The organism is Variovorax sp. P1_H2 (genome assembly GCF_056405295.1).
On the sequence record NZ_JBFUCJ010000108.1, the window covers coordinates 1 to 24,765 of the forward strand.

A 24,765-nucleotide genomic window follows, 5' to 3' on the forward strand; every position below is an offset into this window, starting at 1 on the left:
ATGTTCTCGGCCCAGCGCTCAACCAGTTCTTCGTCGCTCAGCTTGTAGGCGTGCTTGAGGTACAGCAGGCTGGCCATCAGGCGCATGGGAAGGCGTGGGCGGCCGGCTGCGGCGACACCGGCGCCAGCGGCGGCTGGTGGCGACTTGTCGCGACAAGTCGTATCTGTCACCGGCGTCGGAGCGGCTGATTGAGGGCTCGCAGAGCAGCAGACACGGTGACGTGACACATTTGTATCGCGACGCCCCGCCTGTAGCCCCTTGCTGTACCACCCGCTGCCAACCCCCTCCCCACCGCTCCCACCAATCCGTAGCCGAATCAAGCACTTGCCGCGTGGCACAGCCCTTGCAGATGCGTGGACTCAGCCACGAGGAGTCGCCAATGCTGACCATCGAGTACGGTGCTGCCCTGAGGACACGCGCGCTGTCGGCGGGCGTGCCGTGGATCACCCCGCTGCACGACCCGCTGGACAAGCGGCACAGCGACCTGAGCTTCAGCGTGGATACCGGCGGCCGTGCGCGCTTCCGCGTGCTGGTCGCCCGCGACAGGGCGCTGTTCGCACCCGAGCAGGCGGGTGCGCGCAATGCCTCCAACTTCTACGACAGTCAGCGCGAAGGGCTGCTGGCCTTCGACGGGCCGCCCTGCTTCTACCTCGTCCCGCGTACCGCCCTGCACCCGATGCTGCCGGCGCCGCGGCTGTACTACACGCTGATTGCGTATGCCGATGACAACGGCACCGGCGCGGCCTATTCGCACCCACCGGAGTCGCTGCCGCGCGAAGCACCCTCGGTGACCATAGCCACCGGCCTGAACGGGTCGCTCGGCCTGATGTTCGGCACGCCGGTGGGCCTGCTGCTGCGCGTGGAGTCCGCACCGGCCTGGGAACAGGCTTTCGACGACACCGGCGAGGACCTGGGTGGCAGCAGCGTGCCCGAGGCCGTCGGCCTGGCTGCCGACGACGGCGACGACCTGCGCGCCCCCTCGGCCGACCAGGTCGCCGCGGCATACGAGGATGCGGACGAGTACGACGCGGTCGAAGAGTCCTATGCGGCGATCGACCACGACTACGACGACGGCTACTCCAATCCAGCCTCCGCCGAAGCGCTGGTCGACGAGCTGCCCACCCCGGTCCACGCGTACGAGGAGGACGGCGAGGACTACGCCGAATCCTCCGCGGCCGCCTACGGGCAGCGCGATGACGACGACGGCTACGACGACGGCTTCGGCGCGCCGCAATCCCTCGCCCAGTCCGACCGGGAGCCCGCGCAGGTGCACGCGTACGAGGAACAGGCCGAGGACCGGCAGGACACTGAACCCTATCGCGCCGAGCACGAGAACGCCCAGGGGTACGCCTACGACGCCGTGCATGACGCCGTCCCCGAGATGCTGCCCGACGAGGACGCCGACGGTGCCCACGTCGCGCAGGCCGGGGAACACGACGAGGACGAGGTGGCGATCGAAGCGTCGGCCCAGGCTTATGCGGACGGCTATGCCGCCGGCGCCGCCGAGGCTGCGCGCGTGCCCTTCGACATCGCCGCATGCAAGACCATCCTCGCGCGGATCCTGCCGTTCGAATCGGGCAAGGAAGGCTTTGCCCGCGTGGTCGACGACGGCGAGTTCACCGGCCGCTTCGGCACCACGCACCCGGCCTACCAGCGCTTCCACCTGGGGCTCACTTTCGGCGGCTTCCCCTTCGTGCAGGAGCACGGCACGCTCGGGCAGCTGCTGGTGTTGATGCGCGAGCGCGACCGGCCCACCTTCGACAACCTGTTCCCCGACGGCGACGCCCTGGTCGCCGTGACCACGGCGGCCGATGGCGCGCGGGCCTGGCAGTCCGGCGACGGTTTCTCGCAGCGGCTGCGGCCCGTCGGCGGGCAACGCCTGTGGCAGGAGCCTTGGCTGGCCCGGTTCCGGCGCGCCGGACAGCATCCGCCGTTCCAGGCCGCGCAGAACGAGCTCGCCGCCGGCTTGTATGTGCAACCGATGATCGGCGTCTGCCGGCAGATCGGGCTCGACTCCGAGCAGGGTCTGGCGATGGCGATCGACCGCGCGGTCCAGATGGGCGCCGAAGGCGCACTGGCCTGGCTGTTGGAATGCGCCACGCCGGTGGAGACCACCGCGATGAAGCAGGCGGCGCTGGCCCGGCTCGGCGCCGCGGACCTGCAGTCCTTCCAGGCGGCCCAGAAGCTGCCGCCCACCGGCGTGTGGGACGTGGCGACGCATGCCGCGCTGATCGCCGCGATGCGCGCGAGCGCCAACAGCGCCTCGCCGGTGCTGGGGCGTGACGAGATCGTGGCGGCCATGCTGCGCCATGCGCAGGGCACGCCGTGGGCCGATCGCATCAAGCGCATCCGCGACGGGTCTTCGCCCGATCGCCTGTTCCAGCTCTGAGCGCGCCCCGCGACCATCGCCATGCGCGCCGCCGCCTCCACCATCGCCCCGCTGTCCGGCCACGAGATCGCTGCCGTGCAGCAGCTGCGGCAGGTCCTGGACCGGGCGCCGGCCTACCACGCGCTGAACCATGAGTCCCGGCGCGAGTTCGACCGCTCGCTCGCGCGCATCCAGCAGGCGCTGGCATCGGCTTCCGGTCCTGGCGGGGCGAACCGCCTGGCCGGGCAGATGGCGCCCGACCTGCGCTCGCAACTTTCGCCCGGGGGTGACCAGTCGGGTTTCGGCTCGCTGTCGCCATCGACCCAGACATTGCCCGGCGCCTCGCACGCACCGGCGCCGGCTCCCGCGCCCGCGGGCACCGGCCCGGTGGGACGGGTCGGCGAGGTGGCGCGGGCCACGCTCAACGCGATCGATTTCCCGACCTTCGTCGCGTCGCTAATCCAGGGCACCTTCCAGGCGATCGTCGATGCCTCGATCCAGCAGATGGAGGCGTATGCGGAGCTGCTGAAGAACGTGGCCGGCACGGTCGACCGCTTCATGGGCGACAACGTGTCCGACGGTCAGGCCAAGGACTACCTGGCCGACCAGTACAGCGGCGTGCTGGGGCGCGACACCAGCGGCGGCGCCGCGAAGATGGTGGTGCGCCAGACCTCGGGCGAGCTGCCCAGCTTCTTCAAGGACCTCGGGCTGGACACGCCCGACCAGCTGACCGATCAGAACATCAACGAAGTGGTGGTGCCCGCCACGCGGCGGCAGATGGCGGAGCGGCGGCAGCAGACGCTGGCGACGATGGTGCTCATGGGCATCAACCGGGTGGTCGTCAAGGACGGCGAGGTCAGCGCCAAGCTGATGTTCCACATCGACGCCACCGAATCGAGCAACATCAAGTTTGATCAGAACAAGGTCACCAGCGGCAACATGAGCGGCACGGCCGGCCGCAACCCCTTCGGCGCGACGAGCGTGATGGTCAACACGACCAGCCTGAACGCGCAGAGCGCGATCAACGTGCGCGCCGACCTCACCGGCCAGGTCACCGTGCGCTTCGCTAGCGAGACCTTCCCGCTGGAGCGCTTCGCCGATTCGGCGGCCATCCAGTTGATCAACAACAACGCCAAGGTGCCGGCACCCGCGGCGCCGGCCGTGGTCGTGCCGGGAACGCCCGGAGCACCGACCGCGCCCGGGGCCCCGCCCGCCCTGCCCGCACCGGTGGCAGTCGCGCCGGTCGCACCCAAACCCATTGCCCAAGGCCTGGCGCTCGCCGCCGACCCGTGGGCCCCTGTCGGAGTCCCGTCATGAAGACCGAACTCGCCGACACACTGCTGCAGCTGTTCGAAGGCGTCGCGACGCCCGCGGAAAGCGGCCTGGTGGTGACCTCGGTGGACGTCGACATGCCGGTGGAAATCACCGCCGCCATGCGCGGCTCCGACCTCGTGTTCCTGGCACAGGCGCCCCATTCGCGCTGGCAGGCGGGCTTCCTGCCGCCGGTGCAGCGCCTGGGCGCCAAGCTGGTCCTGGAGGAGTGATGACTTGGCCGATCGCAACGCGTCCGCCGTCGCCGGTTTCATGGTCGAGGACTTCATCACCTCGATCACGACCCAGCTCGATCGCGTGCAGGACGCCCTGCGCGTCAAGTCCGTCAACCGTCCTCTCACCTACGCACTGAAGGAGCTGCACCTGGAACTCAAGGTGTTCGTCGACATGGATGCCCAAGGACACGTGATGCTGCGCGCCGCCGGCCCCAACGAGGCCGGCGCCAGCACGCTCGCCATGGACTTCACCACGATCACCAAGCCGATGATCGAGGAGAACACGATCTCGCTGGCGGCCACCCGCTCGACCCCGCTGGACAACCTGGGCCTGAAGCCCGAGGAGCAGATGCGGCTGGAGCGCCTGGGCGTGACCAACCTCGCCCAGCTCGATCGCCTGAACGGCAGCACCGGCGTGAGCACGGTGGCCCGCATGGCCGCGATGCCGGTGGAGCGGCTGCGGCAGGCGCTGATGGCGGGGCGTCCGCAACTCGGTCCGGCGACCGCGCCGGCGCCACGGCCACCGGCGGCGGCGCCCCGTCCGCCCGTCGTGTTGCCGCGCCCGCCCGTGTTCACCCCCCGACCGATCCCGGCGCGCCCGCTGCCCTCCACCGTGCTGCGCCCGAAACTCGGCCAACTCCTCGCCGACGAGGGCGGGCCCGAGCCGCAGGCGCTGGCCGCCGACGCTACCGCCGTCGCCTCGGGCGTGCTGGAAGTGGCGCCCGGCACCCGGCGCCTCACGCTGCCGGGCCGCAACCTGCAGCACGAGGCCTATCCTCTGGCCGTGCGCCTGAACGGCGAGGCGCTGGAAATCGACGAGCTCGACGACGACCGCCTGGTGGTGCTGCTGCCGCACGGCTTCGAGCCGGGGGCGCTGGAGGTAAGCCTGGGCGACGAGCCGCCGCATTGCTTCGCGCTGGTCCATCCGCTACACCTGGCGCCCGAGCAGGCGACGGGCGACGACCCGTGGACACCCGCCGGAGCCAGGTGGCCATCATGAAGCGCGACGGCTTCCTCACGCTCACGCTGCGCACCGGCGTCGCCGCGGCGGCGGTACCCGCGCACCTGGACTGCCTGTCCGGCGCCGGCCGGCCGAGTCCGGTGCTGGATGGCGGCCGCATCGATGCGCTGGTGCGCCAGCAGGCCGATGGCGCGCGTTTCCGCCGCATCTTCCACGCCCGGCGCTCGCTCGGCCGGCCCGGCGAGCACCACGTCGGCTTCGACGACCTGGAAGAGGCCCTGGGCCTCTCGCGCAGCTATCAGGTGCAACTGGGCAATCCGGACGCGGCCGTGCGCGTGCGCGAGTCGCTGCGCGATCTCGGCTCGGTGGAACAGTGCCAGCTGCAGACTCTGGCCGTCGCTCCGCTCGACGCCGCAGCGCCGCCCGCCCGCGCCCGCCGGATCCTGACCCGCGACGAGGTGCTGGAACCGCAACGCCGCATCCGCGCCGTCGAGGCGCTGGCCCGCGAGACGGGCGATGCGTCGATCACCGTCGCCGTCGTCGACACGGGAGTGGTGGTCGGCCACCCCGAATTCCAACGCCGCTGCCTCGCCGGCTACGACACGGTCGATCTCGGCCTCGGGCGGCTGAACGAGTCGACCCGGCTGGTCGGCGACTCGCGCGGCTGGGACTACAACCCCTACGACGAGGTCGGCCACGGCTGCCTGGTCGCCGGCATCATCGGCGCGCAGGGCTTCCGGGTGCCGCGCGGCCTCTGCGGGCTGTGCATGCTGCTGCCGGTCCGCGTCCTCGCCGCTGCCCGGCGGGACGGCGCCAGCGGCCGCCTGATGGGCGTCGGTGCGCTGCCCGACATCGACGCCGGCATCAAAGTCGCCGTCGACTTGGGCGCGACGGTCATCAACATGAGCCTGGGCTCCGCGGTCGATGCGCAGGACGCGCACGCCGCGCCGCCGCACCGCGCCGTGGTGCGATATGCGGTTGCGCGCGGCTGCGTGCTGGTGGCCGCGGCCGGCAACAGCGGCCAGCGCCAGATGTTCTATCCGGCCGCATTGCCGGAGGTGATCGCCGTCGGGTCCGTCGACGCGCTCGGCCATCGCTCCCGCTTCAGCACCTGGGGCCCGCAGGTCGCCTTGTGCGCGCCCGGCGAGGGCGTGGCCGGCGTGGGCCGCCACGGCTACCAGACCAGTTCCGGAACGTCGTTCGCATCGCCCTTCGTGGCCGGGACGGCGGCGCTGCTGGTGGCGCGGGCGCGCCGGCGCGGCCAGCCGCTGGACGCCGCCCGCGTGCGCGGCCTGCTGTGCGGCAGCGCCCGCCCGCTGCCGGGAGGCGCGAGCGAGGAAACCGGTGCCGGCCTGCTGGATTGCATGGCCGCGATCGAGGCCCTGGATGCCTCGCATGCCAAGACGAGGTGAACCATGGTGACGAAGTCGACCCATAGTGACGAACAGAACGCGTGGACATTGCTGCTCGATTCGGTGGCGCGCCTGTCCGCGGCCGATCGCTCCAAGGCCATCCGCGACCTGCAGGAGGCACTGGGCACCGCGGACAACGACATCGCGGACCTGCTGCTGAACCCGCTTGGAAAGGGCCTGCCTGCCGGCGGCGCCGTCGCCGCTGCGCGCGCGACCAGCGGGCCCGCACCGCCCGACTACATCGCCTCGCTCGCCAGCCTGCTGCGGCGGGCCATCGAACTCCATCCGTTGCTGGAGCTGTCCGAGGCCGGGCTCAAGGCCCTGCCGGCAACGCTCGGGCGGCGCCCCTTCGCTTCGCTCCGGCCGCTCGTCGGGCCGGCCCTGCGCGTCGTCATCGACCGACCGACCGACGCCGACGTTCGCCTGCTGGTCCAGTTCCTCAAGGAGATTTCCATGGCCTCTACCTTCTTCGTCGACCCGAGCTCGATCCCCCTGTTCCAGGACCCCAACACCAGCGCCGCGCTGATCAAGGCGCTCACCGACAAGGTGACCAGCGAGCTGCAGCTCACCTTCGGCGCCTCGGCAGCGCAGGCCGACGTGACGACAGTCCCGTCGGCCGCGGCGGTGCTGGGCATGGTGCTGCTGGACGGCGAGGCCGATGCCAACTCCGCCAGCCTGCGCACGGCGATGCAGCGGGCCTGGCTCGAATCGATCGGCGAAATGCCCGCCATCGGCATCCCGCCCAACGACAAGGTGCCGCTGTCCACGGTCTATACCTTCATCGCCGGCACGCTGCCCAAGTTCAAGGGCGGCAGCACCAACATCGCGCATCAGGAGTTCGCGTTCGTGGCCCGCAGCGTGATCGCCAACGGCCAGAGCATCAAGTTCGGCCATCCGGACTTCGAGTCTGCGATCCGCATCGCGCTGGACCAGTACGTGCAGACGCGCGCCACCRGCGACTCGCTGAGCCTGCCCCCCGGCACACTGCCCGGCGGCACGCAGAACGCCGGCGGCGACGCCGACCTCAACAGCGACAACATCCGTGTGATCGGCCTGGTGTACCCCCTGGCGCTGCTGGAAAAGGCGCTGCCCCTGCGCGTCGCCGACCGCGTCGCGGAGCTGTTCATGAATGGCCTTCTGCCCTTCGGCCAGGGCGCCGCCGGCAAGGCACTCGACGACTACTACTGGGAGACCGAGGACCGCCTGAACGAGGCGCAGCGCCGCTCCCAGTACGCCCGGATGATCGGCATGCCGGGCGGCGAAGTGTCCAAGGAAGTGGCGCCGAACAAGAACTTCGAGCAGCTGTTCCTGCGCTTCATCTCCGCAGTCTCGGAGTTCACGCGCCAGCGCGAGGTGGACCGCATGTTCACCACCCGCACCTCGATCCTCGCGACCACCGACGAACAGGTCCGCAAGTGCGCCTTCGAGGTGGCGCAGAACGCGTCGCTCTATGCCTGGGGCGGCAGCTTCCACATCGCCGCGCGCATCAATCGCCACCTGCAGCGCGCCATCGAGATCCTGAACCAGCCGCCGGTCCTGCGCGTCTATGCCGCGAGCAACCACTGGCAGGTGATCGAGCGGGTCGCCCAGCAGGATTTCGGCGCCGCGCCCAACTGGGCGAAGTACAGCACGATGGCGCAGGCGGCCAGCCGCATCTTCGACGTGCTGGCGCGTAACACGCCGGCGCTGTCGGCCAGCGCCAGCGGGGTGCCGTTCCTGTTCGATCCGGCGCTCGCGACCAACACGGGCGGCGGCTCCACGATCAGCACCACGTCGTCGCGGCCACCCAGCGGCCTGAGCCCGGCGGACACCAACCAGATCCTGACCAGCGTGCAGCTCTGGCTGGCCGTCAATGGCGTGCGCGACGACCAGGTCAAGCAGTATGCGCAGCCGGTGGAAATGACCACGGTGCCCAGCATCCCCACCCTGCCCGGCAGCCCCGGCGGCGGCGACACCTCGGGCCTCGAAGTGCTGAACAAGCTCAAGCAGCTCACCGCCAGCGGCACGCCCAACCCGGACCAGGTGCAGCAGCTGCTGTCCTCCCTGCATTGAAGGAGCACCGCCGTGAAGCCCAGAGACACCCTCGCCTTGCGGGCGCGGCGGCTGCTGTCGCAGTCGGCACGCCAGCTGGGCACCGCGGACCCACTCGATGACGTGGGCGAGGCGATCGACGAGCAGCTCGACGTGCCCTATGGCGAGCCCACCGACGACGCGCCGCTGTCCACCCACTTCTCGGAACAGACCCCCGAGCAGCTGAACTTCGTGATGCGCGCCACCGGCCAGGGCGTCACCGGGGCCGACCGGATCGCCAGCGCCAGCCACGCGATGACGCACGTGGTCGATCGCCACTTCGGCCGCGGCGCGCGCCATTGGCTGGACAACCAGCTGGAGGCGATCCGTTCGCAGGACAACGGCCGCAGTGCGTCCTGGGGCGCCGCCTTCGGCAGCGCCTACGACCGCGCGGGCCTGGCCGAGTCCTACGTCCACTGCGAATGGGGACCGGGGCTGATGGATGCCTTGCCCGGTCCGCTGCACCGCATCGCCCGGCTGGCGCTCGAAGCGATGCCCGGCTTGCGGCCGGTGATCATGTCGGTGCGCTGCGGCCGCGCCGCCGGCGCGCAGCAGCTGTCCTTCGAGAGCGAACGGCCGCTGTCGCTGCCGGCGCTGCAGCCGCTGATGGACCAGCTCGGCCTGGCGCACCGCCATGCCGGCCTCATGAGCGCGGTGGCCTTCATCCTCGGCGCCCGCTTCGTGCTGCCCGCCGAGGCCGCGATGGTCACGCTGCGGCCGCTGCGGCAGGGCGTGGAGATGCGGCTGGACGTCAGCCTGGACGCCATCCCCGACCTGCCCTCGCAGCTGATGGCGCTGACCCGCCTGCAGATGAGCGAGCGGCCGCGCAGCGTGCACGGCATGGACCGCTGGCTCACCGCCCTGACGCCGGACGGCTATCCCGGTCCCGGCACGGTATCCGTGCTGTCGGTCTGGGTCCGCCCCGACCTGCCGGCGCGGGTCGCGCTGTACCTGCGGCCCGCCTCGCTCGACCCGCGGCTGGAGGGGCTGCGCCACCGCCGGCCCGCGGAAGCCCCGGTGGCGACACCGCGCGCACCCGAGCCGGTGGCCGGCCAGGCGCTCTGGTCCTCCTCGGCCTGGATGCCTGTCGCCTGACCTTCACCGGAGCCTGCCATGAACGCTGTCGCACTCCAGGACGACCGGTTGCTCGGCGACATCCGCTCGCGCGTGCGGCAGGCCTTGACCAGAAGTTCCGCGTTCAACGCGTTGCCGGCGGCGAAGCGCTCGGAGATCGCGCATGACACGGTGCGGGCCTTCCACTACATCCTGAGCGGCGCAGACGGACGGTCGCGGCCCGGTGGCGTGGAGCTGGCGGGCAATAGCAGCGGCTACGCGCCTCTGGCGCAGGCCCAGGCCGGCGCCCCGGTGAAGCGCCTGACGGCGCCTTCGCCGCCGCCCCTCGGCGAGGCCGCGCGCCAGGGCGGCAGCGCGATGGCCAACTTGGTGCAGGAGGTCGACTTCCCGTCCTTCGTTGGCGGCCTGGTGGACGGCGTCTTCAACTCCATCGTCACCAGCTCGATCAAGCAGATGGAAGCCTATGCGGAGCTGGTGAAGAACGTCAGCAAGTCGGTCGACCAGTACATGAAGGACAACGTCAGCGAGGGCAACGCCCGCGACTACCTGGTGCAGCGCTATCCCGAGCACCTCGAGATGGACTTCGCGCAGGAAACGCCGAAGATCAAGCCGCGCGAAGGCGCCGACGAAGCCAACCTGCCCGACTTCTTCTCCGACCTCGGCCTGAAGATGCCGATGACGGGCCTGGACCAGGACTCCGCCGAGGAGCAGCTGGTACCCGCCGCGCGCCAGCGCATCGCCATGGACCGGCAGCAGATGCTGGCCACGATGGTGATGATGGGCGTCAACCGCCTGGTGGTCACCAACGGCACGATCGAGGCCTCGTGCATGTTCCGGCTGGACACGCGCGACACGCGCATCCGCGACCGCGTCGGCACCAGCGGCGGCACCAGCACCAGCGGCAGCCACGACGAATGGGGCGGCAAGGGCGACTCCCACTGGGAAGGCGAGAACAAGGGCGGCTGGTTCATCAACAAGAGCAGCAAGTACTCGGGCAACCAAAGCTGGTACAACGGCCACACACGCGACAGCACCGCCACCTTCAGCGTGTCCACCGTGGACACCAACAAGAACGAGGAGGAGATCAAGCTGCACGCCGAGCTCTCGGGCAAGGTGAAGCTCAATTTCAAGAGCGACTACTTCCCGATGGAGCGCATGGTCGACGCGCTGCAGATCAACCAGATCCGCGACAAGATGCCGGCCGCCGCACCGGCGCCGGTGGCGGCCCTGCCCGCCCCGCCGCCACTGCCGCCGATGCCCACGCTGCCGCCGGTTGCGGGCGTGACCGCGCCGGTGCGCTGAGGAGGGATTGCAATGGCCAGCGAAGACGACCGCCTGCTGCCCCTGATCCGCGAGCGCGTGAAGGAGGGCCTGACCTCCAGCGCCGCCTTCGCCCGCCTGCCGCCGGAGCAGCGCGCGAAGGTTGCCAACGACACCGTGCGCGCCTTCCACTACATACTGGGCGGCGCCGACGGCCGCTCGCGTCCGGGCGCCGTGACGCTGGCCGGCCGCACGCCGGTGGCCGCGATGGCCGACAAGCCGCCGCTGCCCGAAGGCGACAGCGCCGGCTCGCGCTTCGCCCAGAGCGGTGCCGTGGCCGCGCAGCAAGGCTCCGACGCCTTCACCGAGATGATCCAGAAGGTGGACTTCCCGCAGTTCGTGGCCGGCCTGATCGACGGCGTGTTCAACGCCATCGTGCATTCGTCGATCAAGCAGATGGAGGCGTACGCGGAGCTGGTGAAGAACGTCAGCAAGTCGGTCGACCAGTACATGAAGGACAACGTCAGCGAGAACAACGCCCGCGACTACCTGGCCGACCGCTACCCCGACCACTTCGAGATCGACATCTCCGGCGACAAGCCGAAGGTGCGCAAGCGCCAGGGCGCGAACGAGGAAAACCTGCCCGACCTGCAGGGCGACCTCGGCCTGCCCGAGCCGGTGACCTCGGTCGACGACGACGACATCGAGAGCCGGCTGGTGCCGGCCGCGCGCCGACGCATGGCGCTGGACCGGCAGCAGCTGCTGGCGACGATGGTGATGATGGGCGTGAACCGCCTGGTGGTCACCAACGGCACCATCGAAGCCTCGTGCATGTTCGAGCTGAACACCACCGATCTGGTCAAGCGCAAGATGAAGCAGGACCGCTCGGCCGACTGGCACTCGCAGAACAAGTCCGAGTCCGGCTACGAGGGCAGCTACAGCCGCGAGAGCTCCGGCTTCCTCGGGCTGGGCGCGAAGAAGAAGCTGAACCAGAGCTGGTACGGCAGCACCACCCACGAAGATTCCGCGAACTTCTCCGTCACCACCTCGCGCACCGATGACTCGGAAGCCAAGGTGCAGATGCACGCCAAGCTCGCCGGCAAGGTCAACGTTCAGTTCAAGAGCGACTACTTTCCAATGGAGCGCATGGTGGACGTCATGCAGATCCAGGCGATCCGCGGCAAGACGCCGGAAGGCACGAAGGCACCGGCCGTCGGTGCGACCCCCGTATCGGCCCTGCCCGCGCCGCGGCAGCCGGCGCCCGTGCGCTGAAGGACCCGCCATGCGCAGCGCCCTCGACATGCTTGCCCTCGCCCTGTGCACCGCGCAGGCGGGACTGGCACAGCGCGCGCGCGCCATGGGGGCGGCGGAAGATCCCCTGCGGCTGGCGCTGCCGCCGCTGCCGGCCGGAGCGCCGGTCACGGCGGCGCCCGACGCGCTCGCCGCCTATGCGGCGCTGTACCTGCACGCGGAACTGGAGGAGGCGCGCGTGCTGCCGGCGGTGGAGGCCCTGGCGGAGCAGCGCTATCGGCTGGCGCTGGAGGACCGCAACACGGCAGGCAGGCTGGAGCGCTTCGCCCTGTCGGTGCGCGACCACCCGGGACGCTCGGAGCGGGCGGTGATCTTCGGGCGCCTGTTCGGGATCGTCGACGGCCGCCGCGACGACGCCAGGGTGGACTTCATGCAGCGACTGCTGCGCCTGGCCACGGCCGCCGTGCGCGTGGACCTCGAACGCGGCCGCCTGGGCGGGCAACCCGGCCTGGCGAGCCAGGCGACCTGGCAGGCCGCCGCGCAGGACCTGCTGGCGGTCGTCGCGGCGCAGCCGGCCGGCTGGTTGGTGCAATCCGCGCGCCGCATCCATGCGCGCTCGCTGCAAGCCTTCGAGATCCTCGGTGATGCGGGCCTGATGCGCTGGCTGCTCTCGCGCTCACCCTGGGAGTCGCTCACCAAGCTGTTGCCGGACGAAGGCGCGCCGCAGCGCGATGCCGCCGCCCGGCGCGGCGCCGCGGGCCAGACGCTGCTGCGCGCGATGCCCACGGCGGCAACGGCCATGCCGGATGCGGACACCGTGCAGGCGGCAGTGCGCTGGCTGGTGGCAAGCGGCCTGCCGGTGCCGCAGACGCAGATGCTGCCGCCGCCCTCGTCTGCCATTGGCGTGCCGGGGACGGCCTTCGAGGAGTTCGCGTGACCACGGCCTTGCTTGTCCGGCCGCCGCGCGAACCGCCCGTGCGGCCCCGCGCGTTGGCCCGCGCCAGTGCCGAACCGGCCACCACCCTGAGCGGCGCCTTCGCCACGCCACCCGACCCGAACGGGATCCTGCCGACGCCCGCCACCGAGGGGCTGGTGCGTTCGCAGGTGGCGAGCCTGCTGGAGGCGACGCCCTCGTACCACCAGCTCGCCGGCGACGAGCGCCGCGGCCTCGAGGACCAGCTGGTGCGCGTGGCCGCCTACGCGGCGGAATGCCTGCGCGACATCTACTGGCAGTCGGAAATACTCGGGCAGACGCCGGTGCTGAAGGAGACGCGCACCAGCCGCCCCGTGACGCCGGTCCAGCCATCGCCGGCGCTGGCCACCGCGCAGGCCAACGACTTCAAGCCGCGCGCCGCCAGCCAGATCGGCAACATCACGCAGCAGACGCTGCGGGCCATCGCCTTCCCCACCTTCGTCGCCGACCTGATCCGCGGCACCTTCGACGCGATCTTCCAGGCCAACATCAAGCAGATGGAGGCCTTTGGCCGGCTGCTGGGCAACGTGTCGAAGACGGTGGACCAGTTCATGGAGGACAACGTCACCGACGAGCATGCGCACGCCTGGCTGGCGGACACCTACCCCAAGCACCTGCAGATGAAGAACGGCAAGGCCGTGCCGCGCAGCAACGCCGACGAACTGCCGCCGCCCAACTTCGAGAACGAGCTGCACACCAGCGCCAGCCTGGACGACTCCTCGATCGAGGAGACGCTGGTGCCCGCCGCGCGCCGCCGCATGGCGGAGACGCGGCTGCAGATGCTGTCGACGATGGTGCTGCTGGGGATCAACCGCATCGTCGTCACCGCCGGCAAGATCCGCGCGACGATGGCCTTCCACATCGACACCAGCGACAGCGCCTTCGAGCGCACGTCCGAGGACGTCGATGCGCGCGTGGCCATGCGGGGCCACTACAATGCGCTGGTGTGGGGCGTGGAAGCATCCGCCTCGCTGGCCTACGTGAGCAGCAAGCGCGCCGGCAGCGATGCCGAGATCAACACCAGCACCGACCTCACGGGCGAGGTGGAACTGCATTTCAAGAGCGACTACTTCCCGGTGGAACGCTTCGCCAATGCGAACGCCTTGCGCACGATCTCGGGCAACACCGCCGTTCCCGAGGCCAATCCGCCGCCGACCTTCGCGCCGCCCACCGGGGGGGCGCCACCGCCGCCGCCCGCGCCGTTGCGGCGCAAGCGCGAACCCCCGCCGACCATGACGCCGGTCGGCTCGCCCTTGCCGCCCGCACCCGCACTGCCGGTTGCGCCGATCGGCAAGGGGACGCTCGACCCGGGCGCGAACAACCCGGTCCCGGAACCGGCCCCGGAGCCGGCGAAGGACGAGACGAAGGCGAAGGAGGAAGCCAAACCGAAGGACGAAGCCAAGCCCAAGGAAGAGCCCAAGGGCAAGGCGAAGGACAAGGGCAAGCCCGTTGCCGAAGACAAGCATGGCAAGAAGGGCGGCGAGGGCGACCCCGCCCACCCCGAGGCCGAGCCCCAACCCGAAGGCGAAGACGCGCAGGCGCATGGCCTGGCGATTCCCGCGAAAGGACTGCCATGGACCGTCCACTGAACGCCGCCGCGCCCAGCCTGCCGGGTCCGTTCGACACGGCGCCGCTGGCCCAGGGCATGCGCATCACGCCACCGGTGTCGCGGCTGGTGCACGCGCAGGTGCAGGCGCTGCTGGAGTCCAGCCCCGCCTTCCACGACCTGCCCTCCGAGCGCCGCGCGCTCATGGGCCGCGACCTGGAGAAGATCGCCGGCTACACCGCCGCACTCGTGCACGAGGAGTGGGCGCAATCCAAGAGGCTCGGGCAGGTGCCGGTGTTGCACCAGCGCGAGACCCTGCCGGTGGCGCCGCCGCACGTGCCGACGGCGCTGGCCGCCGCCGAGGCGCTGCGCGGGCCGCCGGCGCCGCCGCCCGTCAAGCAGGAACACTTCGAGGCGCGCGCCGCCAACCAGGTGGGCCGCATCACGCGCGACACGCTCAATGCGATCGCTTTCCCAACCTTCGTCGCCGACCTGATCAAGGGCACCTTCCAGGCCATCGTCAACGCCAGCATCCAGCAGATGGAGGCCTACGGCAAGCTGCTGTCCAACGTTTCGAAGACGGTGGACCAGTTCATGGCCGACAACATCAGCGACAACAACGCGCGCGACTGGGTGGCCAGCGCCTACCCGAGCCATTTCAAGGTCGACACCAGCGGCGAGAGCCCGAAGATGACGGTGCGCGATGGCGCCGACGGGGCGGCGAAGCCGGACTTCCGCGGCACCCTGGGCCTGGACGAAGACGTCGACATCTCGGACGACGCCGCCGAGGAGAAGCTGGTGCCGGCCGCACGCCGCTACCTGGCCAAGAGCCGCCACCAGATGCTGTCGACGATGATGCTGATGGGCATCAACCGCATCGTCATCACCAGCGGCCGCATCTATGCCCGCATGGGCTTCCAGATCAACGCGCAGGACCTCGCCCAGGCCGAGAGCGCCAGCCAGTTCGATGCGCRGCACGAAAGCAACGTGCACTTCGGCGGCGGCATCGCAAACTTCTTCGGCGGCCCCGGCGGCGAAGCGACCACCAGCGTGGCCTATGTCTCGTCGAAGAAGGCCAACAGCAGCGACTCCATCGACGTGCATGCCGACCTCACCGGCGAGGTCGACCTGAAGTTCAAGAGCGACTACTTCCCGATGGAGCGCTTCGCCAAGCCCGAACTCATGTCGATGATCATGGGCAACACGCCCAACCCGGGGGCCAACACCCCGGTCAACAGCCACGGCGGCGAAGGCGCGAAGGCGCCCGCGCCTGCAACCTGAACGCCCTCGCAAGGAGATTGCCATGCGCCTGCAGCAGCCATCCACCCTGGTCCTCGCCACCTCCGCCAGCGCGCTCGTGTTCGGCGGCGACACCGAGCCGTCGGTCAGCGCGTACGACGTCCACGACGAGGCCGGCGAACAGGTCCTGCACCTGCCCTCGCTGGCGGTCCCGCGCGACAAGCGCTTCCGCTACGACCTCAACGGCGACAACTGCATGGCGCGCTGGGCCCGCATCCCCGCGAACCACAAGGGGCCGGTGGACGTGGTGATCCACTTCCACGGCTTCAGCGGGCAGAACGCGATGAAGCTGGCCGACAAGACGGGCAACAGCGGCATCGACCTGCGCACGCCCGGCGTCGGCGGGCCCACGCTGGGACTGGTGCCGCACGGCGTGCCCTTCGAGTGGTTCGACAGCAAGACGAAGGCGCGGCTCGGAGACGGCTTCCGCTTCCCGCAGCTCTCGACGAAAGCCCAGCTCGACGCCTTCATCGAAGAGGCGCTGAAGACCTTCGGCAAGCTGCACGGCGGCACCCTCAGCTGCGGCCGGCTGGTGCTCACCTGCCATTCCGGCGGCGGCGCCGCCTTGAGCAAGCTGCTCGCGACGCTGAAGGACTACCCGTCACTGCGCGGCTGCGAGTACTTCGACGCCACCTATGGCGGTGCAGCCACGCTGACCGCGACGGACGGCTGGCTGGCGAAAGCGATCGAACGCGACGCGAAGGGCGTGGCGCAGGTAACCGGGGACGATTCCCGCCGCCGCTACCTGCAGGCCGGGGGTTCGCACCTGCGCATCGTCTTCATCGACGGCACCGGAACTGCCGCGGTGGGCATCGCCACCGACGCCTTCATGCGCGACCAGCTGGCGAAGGTGACGCCTGAGGACGTGCGCACGCTGCTGCGCAAGCACTACCGCGCGCAGAAGGTCGCGGATCCCAAGAAGGTCTACCACGGCAAGGTGCCATCGACTTGCGGCGGACGCCTGCTGGCCGACGCGGGCAACGACCTGGCGCCCGATACGAAGGACCTGCCGGCGCCGGCGAACGCCAGCGCGCACTCCTACGACGCCTGGGACGACGAGGGCGTCGACGCCGAAAGCGCACAGGCGCTGGACTGGGAATCCGAAGCGCAGGACGTCACCATGCCGCAGAAGCGGATGGAGCGTCCGGCCGGCGCGCCCACCGGCACCGACTTCATCGCCAGCCTCGGCGACAAGAAGGGCGTGGAGCGCGAGAGCCGTATCTTCGAGCAGCTGCGCGCGGGCAACATTCCGCCCTCCCTGCTGTCCTTCCACACGGTGCGCACCAGCGGCAAAGACAAATCCGGCGCCAGCCACGAATTCGAGTACTACGTGACGCCGGACGTGCTCTGCGTCGGCACCGAGAGCGACGCCGTGCGCGTGCCGATGGACCCGGTGACGGCGCAGCGCGTGGCCGACACCTTCGACTGCCTGCTGCCCACGGCGCGCATGGTCGAGCAAATCTACCAAGCCGCGCCCACCAAACTGGCCTTCATCGCCGGCAACTACGCGAACACCCCGCGGGCGCACCTGCAGGACGCGAGCTCCGAATACCTGGTGCACAGCCGCAAGATCGACGCCCAGCTGCGGCGCCCGCCCACCATCCTCACGGCCGGCCACAAGAAGGAGATCGTGATCAGCAACGGCTACGTGAAACTGCGCAAGAACAAGGAGACCGGGGAAAGCAAACCCGCGCCGATGCTCGCCTTCTACGGCGCCTACACCGCGGCCGGGGCGCCGATCCAGGCGCCGCGCGGCGGCGACGGCAAGCCGATGCGCGGCTGGCCCTCGTTCGCGCATGAACCGGTCTTCGTCGACTACAGCCACGGCGTGCGCCTGGTCTGGCCGACGATGAAGGTCGACGGCATCACGCGCAAGGTCGCCGACGTGCTGAAGGATCCCGACCTGTGCATGCTGCTCGCGGCCGAAGGCGCGATCCCGAACCCGCGCTACACGCTGGACCGCGCCGGCAAGGCCGCCACCGCGAAGTCGCAGGCGATGGCGAGCGAGGACCCGCTGGCGCTCGGCACCTGGGACGTCGCCGAAGCACTGGGCTACGGCAGCACCTGRGATGCGCGCATCCGCAGCACGGTGGAAGACTTCCTCGCCGGCTGGAAGGCGATCCCGGTGCGCGTGGGCACGCAGACGGTGAACGCGCACCCGCCCTACTACATCAACGTGCACGCCACATCGGCGGCCGCGAGCAAGGAGCGCGCGCGCCTGGCCGAACAGCATCGCGCGGCTGCGCCCGCGGCGCTGCGATCGCTGATCAACGAGAAGCGCTTCCTCAATGCGCGGATCGGCAAGCCGACCACCGATGACGTGCGCACGTTGCTGGAAGCAGCCGACGCCAAGGGCGTGCTGCTGACGGACGCGCAGGTAGGCGGCAGCGCCACGCCCGACACGCTGCGCGCCTTCCTGCAGCACTATGGGCTGGGGGTGGACTGCTCCGGTTTCGTTGCGCAGGCGATCAACAAGCTGGTCGCGCTGTTCAAGGATGCGACGGCAGCCGATCGCATCGCGGCGCCGCACAGCACGAACTCCGCGGCCCTCAAGGGCGGCCAGGGTCCCTTCGAGCGCGTGACCGACCCCACCGCGCTGTGCGGCGGCGACACGATGTGGCTGTCCGGGCACATCCGCATCCTCGCCTGGGCCGAGCGGCGGGGCGACCGCATCGTGTTCTGCACCGCCGAATCGCGCTCATCGAATCCCAAGGACATCGGCCCGTCGATCGCTTTCTGGCGCCTGGTGCCGGACGCCAAGGCCGGCAGCGCCAACTTCACGGGCTGGCGGCTCGAGCGCAGCGGCGACCTCGCCGCCGCCGACAGCGCCTGGGCGCGCGTGAACACCACGCATGTCTACGGCCACTACAAGCCCTTGCGCAAGCTGCTGACCGCCGCCGGCGGAACGACGGTCGCGCTGGCGGACGATGAGGTGTCGGCGTTCCAGGTGCCCCAGCCCTACCTGCCCGCCGGCGGCCGCGCCTTCGTGCCGCAGCAAGGGACCTTCAATACCGCGCCGGCGGCCTTTACCGTGGTGCCGGCCTCGTTCCTGCCCGAGCCCACGACCAACACCACGGCGGCGATCGACGCCGCCCTGACGACGGCGGGACTGTCTGCGGCGCAGCGCGGAACCATCGCGCGCGCGGGCCTCGTCCCGATCGCGGCGGCCTTCGGCGCCAGTGCGCTTACCGAGCTGTTCGCGCGCCTGCGCTGGGCGCCCGCGTTCATCGTGAAGCACGGCGACGCAGCGAACAAGATGCTGGTGCAGCGCCTGCTGCTGCACATCCCCGGGCACTTCCGCGAGCTTGCGCGGCGCGCACCCTCGGCGGCCGAAGCCTTCGTCCTCGAATGCCTGGGATGGGCCATGCTGTCGCACGTCCGCCAGGCGATCGAGAACGCGACCCGCACACGCTGGTGGATTCCGCCCGCGCCAGACTTTTTCACCGCGGTGCCGAACCCGATTCCCGCGGTCAGCACGGAAGTGCGGCAACTGATCACGCGGCTGGGCTTCATCGATACGGTCATGCCGGTGGGCAACTGGAACGCGCGCTACGCGTCCTGGAGAAGGGGCCTGGCCGGCCGCCAGTGGGATTCGGAGCTGAACGCCGCCCAACCCGGGCTGCCTTTGTATTCCGGCCTGCTCACCGTGCCGGCGCACGTGAGCACCGCAACCCAGCGCGCAGCCTTCAACACCGCCTGGAACCAGCGGGTCGCCGCGATCGATGCCCTGCATCCGCCGATGGCGGCGGGCGCGGCGCAGGTGACGCTCTCCGGCTTGCGCAACGCGGAGGCACTGCGGCAGGACGCGCCCGGCAACATTCCCGCCGGCTCCCAGGGAGGGCTCGACCTCCAGGGCCTCGAGCTGGCGCGAGGCACCTTCCCGCTGGTGGATGGCGGGCCGGTCTCCCGCCGGTTCACGCTGCTCACGCAGATCCACCCAGCCTGCACGGCGCTGTTCCGCGCCATCCGCGAGCTCGGATGGAACGACCTCATGTTCCAGAACAGCGGCGCGATCGCGTTCCGCGGGGTCAAGCACAACCCCGCCGTCGTCAACACGGCCGGCAACTCGCTGGGCGCGCCGTTCTCGGCGCCCACAGCGGCGCTGGTGACCTCGATCAACAACACGGCCACGGCGGCGTCGCGCGCCGCCGTCGTCCGGGCCGCGCGCTCCGCCCGCAGCATGTCCGACCACGCGATGGGGATCGCGGTGGACATTAACTACCCGGAAAACGTGGACAACGTGGGCGCGCGGCCCTTCGGCAGCCAGGACCCGCGACTGGTCGCGCTGTTCGAGGCCTTCAACTTCCGCTGGGGCGCGGGCTTCAACCCGACGGACCCACACCACTTCGATTACTGCCAGGCCGCGTGCGCGCCTGCGGCGGTCGCCGGGACGCCGGCGCCGGCGGCAGGAGTCCTGCCCGGCATGATCCCGAACTTCCCGTCGCCCGGCCGCGGAACCCGGGGTGGGACTGCCGTCGCCTGAGCCATGCTACCCCTCGAGCCGCCCTCGGCGCTTACGGCAGCGGCACCGCCTGCTCCGAAGGCGGCGCCCGAGCCGGCGGCGTATGCGAACCATTTCGAGATCGGCTTCAATGCCTTCGAGTTCCTGCTGGATTTCGCGCAGGACTACGGCGGCGCCGAGGAGATGGCGGTCGCGCACACGCGCATCGTCACCGCGCCGGCCTATGCGAAGGTGTTCCGGGGGCTGCTCGATCGCACCATCGTCGAGTACGAGGCGACGTTCGGGACTATCGGGCCGCTCCCCCCGGGCGATCCCCCGTGAGGCCTACTCCATTCGCCTTGGCGTGATCTCGTGCTTGGCCATCTTGCGGTACAGGGTCACCCGCGACCACCGCAGGTTGCGGGCGGCCGCGGACTTGTTCCAGTGCGTCGCGCATAGGCTGTCGAGGATGCGCTGGCGCTCGTCGAGCCCCTCCTCGCCGGCTTCCTCGTCATCGCCGTCCTCCCATCCCTCCGCGTGCGTCAGGTACGAGGGCAAGGAGCGCTCCGTGATGGGGCCGTTGGGCGGATCGATGAAGATGGCCTCGATGACGTTGCGCAGTTCGCGCACGTTGCCCGGCCAGACGTGGCTGAGCAGGCGATTCAGCGCCGACGCGTCGAACCAGCCCACGCGCGCGCCTTCCTGCGTGCGCCGCAGCGGCTCCATGAAATGCGCCGCTAGTTCGAGGATGTCGTCGCGCCGGTTGCGCAGCGGCGGCAGGCGCACCCGCGCCACGTTCAAGCGATAGAACAGGTCCTGCCGGAAACGGCGTTCGCGCACCATGGCTTCCAGCGGCTGGTGGGTGGCGGCGACGATGCGCAGGTCGACCTTGCGCGGCTGCGTGCTGCCCAGAGGCGTGATCTCGCCGTGCTCGATGGCGCGCAGCAGCTTGGCCTGCGAGGCGAGCGGCAGGTCACCCAGTTCGTCGAGGAACAGGGTGCCGTGGTCGGCCGCCACGAAGCGCCCCGCGTAGGAGCGGCCGGCGCCGGTGAAGGCGCCCCTTTCGTAGCCGAACAGCTCGCTCTCGATCAGGCTGTCGGGTAGCGCCGCGCAATTGAGGCTGACGAAGGGGCCGTCGGCGCGCGGGCTCAGCGCGTGCACGAGGCGGGCCACTTGGTCCTTGCCCGTACCGGTCTCGCCCACGATCAGCAGCGGGCACGGGTGGCGCGCCGCCTTGCGCGCGAATTCGAGCGCCGCGCCGAAACCGCGGTTGTGGCCGACGAGGCCCATCTTGGTAGCCGCTGCGAAAGACATGGTCCACCTCCGCACAGACCAACGCGCACTGTGCCCGTGCGTTTGGGGCAGGCGCATTTAACGACGCGTGCCCGGCGCAGTCAATCCCGCTGAGACACCTACCCAAGCTACAGGGATTTCCCACCTAGTCAAGCGGCGCTCGAATAAAATAGAGCGTGGCCAAAATCGGGGCTGTGGTGATGTGCGCTGAGGCCGCCCATGAATAGGCCCAAGGGTCGTCGGCGGCGACCTTCTGCCGAACCCAATGGCGACTCGCAGGACACGAGTCGTTCTGCACCGAGCATGTCGAACGGAAGGTCAATACCGCCGACGACACAGCTTGTCGTGAACGCTACGGCTGATGGAGCGCGATGCAAGGCTTGAAGGTTGACCGGCGCCCGACGAGCGACTCAAGCTGCAGGCGCCGAACTCGCGAGCGATCCGTTCCGAAGCCTGATCTCGAATGCTAGAGGCGAAAGTCTGTCTTGGGACGGAGCGACCAGACGACGGGCGCTTCGTCGTCCTGCTGCTCAAAAGTTCCCTTGACGATCAGCAGCACCCGATCGGGCGGCGCCGCCAGCGAGTCCGCGCTGATCTGCCGACGATACTCCGTCGGCACAGTGATCGCACTTGAAGTAAGCCTCTCTTGAATTTCGAGTGGGTAAGATTTCGCCTGGCTGAACTCTGCGGGGGGTTGCGCGATGACTGCCAAGCTGGTCGAGGCGGCGCTCGGGATTGCTTCGCCGTGGTCCGTGAACTCGGTTGAGTTCGACGAAGGTGCCAGGCTGCTGACCGTGTTGGTCGACTTTGAACCTGGAACACACTTCGCAGTCTCCGGGCATGACGGCATTCATCCCGTGCACGACACGAGCGTGATCGTCGATAGCGGCGGCGCATGCACTTCATGTCTCGCCGACTCCGGCACCAGCAGTGCGCAGGCGCTTGCCGCGCTTCCGCACCTGTGGGGCGAACGGGCAAGCCGTCTGAAACGTGCGGCGCAGATTGTCAAGGCGCGGCCGGCAAGGGCGCTGGATCAGGAATAAGTTACACCCATTGAGTTGACAACTGCACTCCAAGGCGCGCGCGGCACGCCTTACTTCGATGATTACTTCCAGCCGATGGTACCGCCGAGGGGGGCCTGAGCCTTTGTCTTCGCGCCCTCGGCCCTCTCTCACCTTGGGGAGTCGGGCGTCAAGGTCCAAGATCGATCGGCCTGACCAACTTTCCGGCCACATAGACCACTTGATCGAGTCGGAGGATGCTAAGCAGTTGCGCTGCGAGTAGCGTACTCGACGCCCTTGCGTCACACCACCATCGCCGTTGATACTTGCCAGCCGGAAAGAGCGGAGGCTTCGAATGTTCGATTCGCAGGTTCTTGAGATCGCAATCGGTCTGGTCTTCGACTTTCTGATTGCGAGCCTGCTCGCCTCTGTGGTGCGTGAGTTCATCGAAAGCGTCCTCAAGACCCGCGCGGTCGAGCTCGAGCGCGGTGTACGGCTTCTCCTCGACGATCCGACCGGTAAACAGACGACGGAGGCCCTATTCGGACATCCGCAGCTCTTCGGCCTGTTCGATGGCGTCTACGATCCGAGCAGACTTACCGGCTTCATGCGCTTCTGGAGAAAGACCGAGACGACGCGATTGGCCGCTTCGCCTCAAGCAAAGCGCTGCGCATGCCGTTCATTACGAAACTTCCGTCTTACATGCTATCGCGCAATTTCGCGCTGGCCCTGCAACTGCGCGAGGGCCACTTTGCCGTTCAACAAGCTCAGGCCCAGCGTCTCGATACTCGGTTGTGAATCGAGCTCCAGGGTGAGCAGCGTCTGCAAATCCGATTCGACCGTTCCGTCACAAACCGGAACCGCCAGGCTGAGTTTGATCTGCATGGGCCAACCTCCGAGCGAGCAAGGAAGTCTGATTCTCTGCCGCCGCTGGGGCAGCATCTGCCAGTGACATGAATGTCAGCGGCAGCTCACCCCACCAAATCGAGCGCTCTCAGCCGCTGCGATCGCGGCCAGCGCTATTGCTCGCAGGCCTGTTCAAGCGCGGCACGCTCACGCCGAGTTGCGCGATCTGCGGCGCGCGCAGCGAGCTCACCCAGTCCACGCCCGCGGGCTTGAGGAGCTGCTCGATGCGAGCCGAGGTGAGCATGCCGCAGTCACCCACCCAGGCCAGGTGTTCGATGCTGAAGCGCGCAACGGCCTATCAGGAGCGTCAATTCGCCCGCGGGGAGATTCCAAGCACTTCCAACGCGAGGTCTCGGTCGGCTTTGAATCTCGGGCTGAGCAGAAATTCCGAGGTCGACTTTGCGCGTGACTTGTGTTCGATGAAGTTCTCCAAGCGGACACGGTTTGCCGGAATGATTTCTCCGTCAGCAGTCTTCAGCCAGGCACGGAGCACTACCGCCGATGAGGGCGTGGGCTCCGTCAAGCCCAAAACGACGACTGCACGGTCTCGCTCCCGCACGAGGGCGGGGTCGTCGGACTCAATGAGCTTGTCGGCAAGCATCCATCGCCCGACATCCTTCAAATAGGCTTGGACGCGCTGTCGGTTTTCTTCTCTGGGATTGGCCAACGTCCCGACATACTCTCGCAGCAGCTCCGCACTGCTGCGGCCCGAACGCGGCGGCATGGTTGCGTAGATGAACGAATCCGGTTCCTCTGCGGGGGCCGGCTGCGAGCCTCCTGACAGCACCGGAGGTGTCGACGCTGCGGTCTCGGCCTTCGGGCCGGATGTGCCAACCCCTGAAGCAATTGGAGCGCTAGGTTCTGGCCTCGGATTCGCACCCAGCGGGGCCGCGGAGGGTGCACCTGGCGTAGCAAAGTCCACGGAGGCCGGGTGCCTCAGAAAGGTGTGCCAAGCATAAAAAAGCAGCGCAACGACCAGCACCAGKCCGAGCAACGGCCTTCTTCGGACCAGCTTCCAAAGTGCGGCGGTCTCGCGTTCGAAGCGCTCGGACCAGGTTTCGGCGGGCGGCTTTTGCTCATCCATCTTCGCATCCTACTCGCRCATCTGACCCAGGTAGATCATGGCTTGGGTCTGGTCCCTGAGCACGTAGACGCCGAGTTGAAGATCGGGCTCCCCGAGCCTCGCAGGCAACGTGGAGAGCATCACAATCCTGGGGGGTGTGAGTGCAGCATCCTTGCTCCACCGCCTACGCCGCGAGCGGCACGTGGTCCCGAGCTCCGAAACCCGGATACCACCTCTCGAAGGACGCGCGTAGCTCGTCATTGAGGACCTGGGTGCGAACCTGGAGGAGCAGATGCGCGC

Annotated in this window: 19 protein-coding genes and 2 pseudogenes; 16 read left to right on the forward strand and 5 right to left on the reverse strand. The window is 69.3% G+C overall.

Features of this window, described 5'->3' with window-relative positions:
- Positions 1-128, reverse strand: a pseudogene (locus AC1D2E_RS27745) (transposase); the annotation flags it as partial.
- A gap of 251 nt (positions 129-379) precedes the next feature.
- Between AC1D2E_RS27745 and AC1D2E_RS27750 the strand changes: the two are divergent.
- The 14 genes from AC1D2E_RS27750 to AC1D2E_RS27815 are packed head-to-tail and all read left to right on the forward strand — an operon-like array spanning position 380 to position 20,544.
- Complete coding sequence (locus AC1D2E_RS27750; protein ID WP_478200377.1) at positions 380-2,389, forward strand: hypothetical protein; 2,010 nt, start codon at positions 380-382, stop codon at positions 2,387-2,389.
- 21 nt (positions 2,390-2,410) lie between these two features.
- Positions 2,411-3,685 carry a hypothetical protein gene (locus AC1D2E_RS27755; protein ID WP_478200378.1) on the forward strand — a complete coding sequence of 425 codons (1,275 nt, stop codon included), beginning with the start codon at positions 2,411-2,413 and terminating at the stop codon, positions 3,683-3,685.
- Complete coding sequence (locus tag AC1D2E_RS27760) at positions 3,682-3,912, forward strand: hypothetical protein (protein ID WP_478200379.1); 231 nt, start codon at positions 3,682-3,684, stop codon at positions 3,910-3,912. The genes AC1D2E_RS27755 and AC1D2E_RS27760 overlap by 4 nt, the downstream gene beginning before the upstream one ends.
- A gap of 4 nt (positions 3,913-3,916) precedes the next feature.
- Complete coding sequence (locus tag AC1D2E_RS27765; protein ID WP_478200380.1) at positions 3,917-4,915, forward strand: hypothetical protein; 999 nt, start codon at positions 3,917-3,919, stop codon at positions 4,913-4,915.
- Positions 4,882-6,288, forward strand: a complete 1,407-nt coding sequence (locus tag AC1D2E_RS27770) for a S8 family peptidase (RefSeq protein ID WP_478200381.1) — start codon at positions 4,882-4,884, stop codon at positions 6,286-6,288. The genes AC1D2E_RS27765 and AC1D2E_RS27770 overlap by 34 nt, the downstream gene beginning before the upstream one ends.
- 3 nt (positions 6,289-6,291) lie before the next feature.
- Positions 6,292-8,340, forward strand: coding sequence for a hypothetical protein (locus AC1D2E_RS27775; protein ID WP_478200382.1), 2,049 nt, complete (start codon positions 6,292-6,294; stop codon positions 8,338-8,340).
- 12 nt (positions 8,341-8,352) lie between these two features.
- Positions 8,353-9,453, forward strand: a complete 1,101-nt coding sequence (locus tag AC1D2E_RS27780) for a hypothetical protein (RefSeq protein ID WP_478200383.1) — start codon at positions 8,353-8,355, stop codon at positions 9,451-9,453.
- A gap of 18 nt (positions 9,454-9,471) precedes the next feature.
- Positions 9,472-10,734: a hypothetical protein gene (locus AC1D2E_RS27785; RefSeq protein WP_478200384.1), complete on the forward strand. Its 1,263-nt coding sequence runs from the start codon at positions 9,472-9,474 to the stop codon at positions 10,732-10,734.
- Positions 10,735-10,746: 12 nt separating this feature from the next.
- Positions 10,747-11,964, forward strand: coding sequence for a hypothetical protein (locus AC1D2E_RS27790; RefSeq protein ID WP_478200385.1), 1,218 nt, complete (start codon positions 10,747-10,749; stop codon positions 11,962-11,964).
- Between the two features lie 10 nt (positions 11,965-11,974).
- On the forward strand, positions 11,975-12,880 hold the full coding sequence (locus AC1D2E_RS27795) for a hypothetical protein (RefSeq protein WP_478200386.1): 906 nt from the start codon (positions 11,975-11,977) through the stop codon (positions 12,878-12,880).
- Positions 12,877-14,505 carry a hypothetical protein gene (locus AC1D2E_RS27800; RefSeq protein ID WP_478200387.1) on the forward strand — a complete coding sequence of 543 codons (1,629 nt, stop codon included), beginning with the start codon at positions 12,877-12,879 and terminating at the stop codon, positions 14,503-14,505. Before AC1D2E_RS27795 ends, AC1D2E_RS27800 begins: the two co-directional genes overlap by 4 nt.
- Positions 14,490-15,743: a hypothetical protein gene (locus tag AC1D2E_RS27805; RefSeq protein ID WP_478200388.1), complete on the forward strand. Its 1,254-nt coding sequence runs from the start codon at positions 14,490-14,492 to the stop codon at positions 15,741-15,743. Before AC1D2E_RS27800 ends, AC1D2E_RS27805 begins: the two co-directional genes overlap by 16 nt.
- A 22-nt stretch (positions 15,744-15,765) precedes the next feature.
- Positions 15,766-20,244 carry a M15 family metallopeptidase gene (locus AC1D2E_RS27810; RefSeq protein ID WP_478200389.1) on the forward strand — a complete coding sequence of 1,493 codons (4,479 nt, stop codon included), beginning with the start codon at positions 15,766-15,768 and terminating at the stop codon, positions 20,242-20,244.
- Positions 20,245-20,247: 3 nt separating this feature from the next.
- Positions 20,248-20,544 (forward strand): DUF3467 domain-containing protein, encoded by a 297-nt coding sequence (locus tag AC1D2E_RS27815; RefSeq protein ID WP_478200390.1) that lies wholly within the window; start codon positions 20,248-20,250, stop codon positions 20,542-20,544.
- A 3-nt stretch (positions 20,545-20,547) separates the two neighbouring features.
- On the opposite strand, the gene AC1D2E_RS27820 is transcribed toward AC1D2E_RS27815, so the two are convergent.
- Positions 20,548-21,516 carry a sigma-54 interaction domain-containing protein gene (locus AC1D2E_RS27820; protein WP_478200391.1) on the reverse strand — a complete coding sequence of 323 codons (969 nt, stop codon included), beginning with the start codon at positions 21,514-21,516 and terminating at the stop codon, positions 20,548-20,550.
- Between the two features lie 445 nt (positions 21,517-21,961).
- Complete coding sequence (locus AC1D2E_RS27825; protein WP_478200392.1) at positions 21,962-22,207, reverse strand: hypothetical protein; 246 nt, start codon at positions 22,205-22,207, stop codon at positions 21,962-21,964.
- On the opposite strand from AC1D2E_RS27825, the pseudogene AC1D2E_RS27830 reads away from it, so the two are divergent.
- Both AC1D2E_RS27830 and AC1D2E_RS27835 read left to right on the forward strand, forming a co-directional pair.
- Positions 22,197-22,370, forward strand: a pseudogene (locus AC1D2E_RS27830) (ISL3 family transposase); the annotation flags it as partial. The gene AC1D2E_RS27825 and the pseudogene AC1D2E_RS27830 sit on opposite strands and share 11 nt — an antisense overlap.
- A 481-nt stretch (positions 22,371-22,851) precedes the next feature.
- A complete protein-coding gene (locus AC1D2E_RS27835; protein ID WP_478200393.1) occupies positions 22,852-23,448 on the forward strand; it encodes a hypothetical protein in 597 nt (198 codons plus the stop codon).
- 42 nt (positions 23,449-23,490) lie between these two features.
- Here AC1D2E_RS27835 and AC1D2E_RS27840 read toward each other — a convergent pair whose 3' ends face one another.
- Together AC1D2E_RS27840 and AC1D2E_RS27845 are read right to left on the reverse strand one after the other, a co-directional pair.
- Entirely contained in the window at positions 23,491-23,646 is a 156-nt protein-coding gene (locus AC1D2E_RS27840; RefSeq protein WP_478200394.1) for a hypothetical protein, read from the reverse strand.
- Between the two features lie 63 nt (positions 23,647-23,709).
- Positions 23,710-24,486: a hypothetical protein gene (locus AC1D2E_RS27845; protein ID WP_478200395.1), complete on the reverse strand. Its 777-nt coding sequence runs from the start codon at positions 24,484-24,486 to the stop codon at positions 23,710-23,712.
- Positions 24,487-24,765: the final 279 nt, after the last annotated feature.

Coding starts and splice junctions, on each gene's coding strand:
- AC1D2E_RS27750 (WP_478200377.1), top strand. CDS start 380: ATGCTGACCATCGAGTACGGTGCTGCCCTGAGGACACGCGCGCTGTCG.
- AC1D2E_RS27755 (WP_478200378.1), top strand. CDS start 2,411: ATGCGCGCCGCCGCCTCCACCATCGCCCCGCTGTCCGGCCACGAGATC.
- AC1D2E_RS27760 (WP_478200379.1), top strand. CDS start 3,682: ATGAAGACCGAACTCGCCGACACACTGCTGCAGCTGTTCGAAGGCGTC.
- AC1D2E_RS27785 (WP_478200384.1), top strand. CDS start 9,472: ATGAACGCTGTCGCACTCCAGGACGACCGGTTGCTCGGCGACATCCGC.
- AC1D2E_RS27790 (WP_478200385.1), top strand. CDS start 10,747: ATGGCCAGCGAAGACGACCGCCTGCTGCCCCTGATCCGCGAGCGCGTG.
- AC1D2E_RS27795 (WP_478200386.1), top strand. CDS start 11,975: ATGCGCAGCGCCCTCGACATGCTTGCCCTCGCCCTGTGCACCGCGCAG.
- AC1D2E_RS27815 (WP_478200390.1), top strand. CDS start 20,248: ATGCTACCCCTCGAGCCGCCCTCGGCGCTTACGGCAGCGGCACCGCCT.
- AC1D2E_RS27820 (WP_478200391.1), bottom strand. CDS start 21,516: ATGTCTTTCGCAGCGGCTACCAAGATGGGCCTCGTCGGCCACAACCGC.
- AC1D2E_RS27835 (WP_478200393.1), top strand. CDS start 22,852: ATGTTCGATTCGCAGGTTCTTGAGATCGCAATCGGTCTGGTCTTCGAC.
- AC1D2E_RS27840 (WP_478200394.1), bottom strand. CDS start 23,646: ATGCTCACCTCGGCTCGCATCGAGCAGCTCCTCAAGCCCGCGGGCGTG.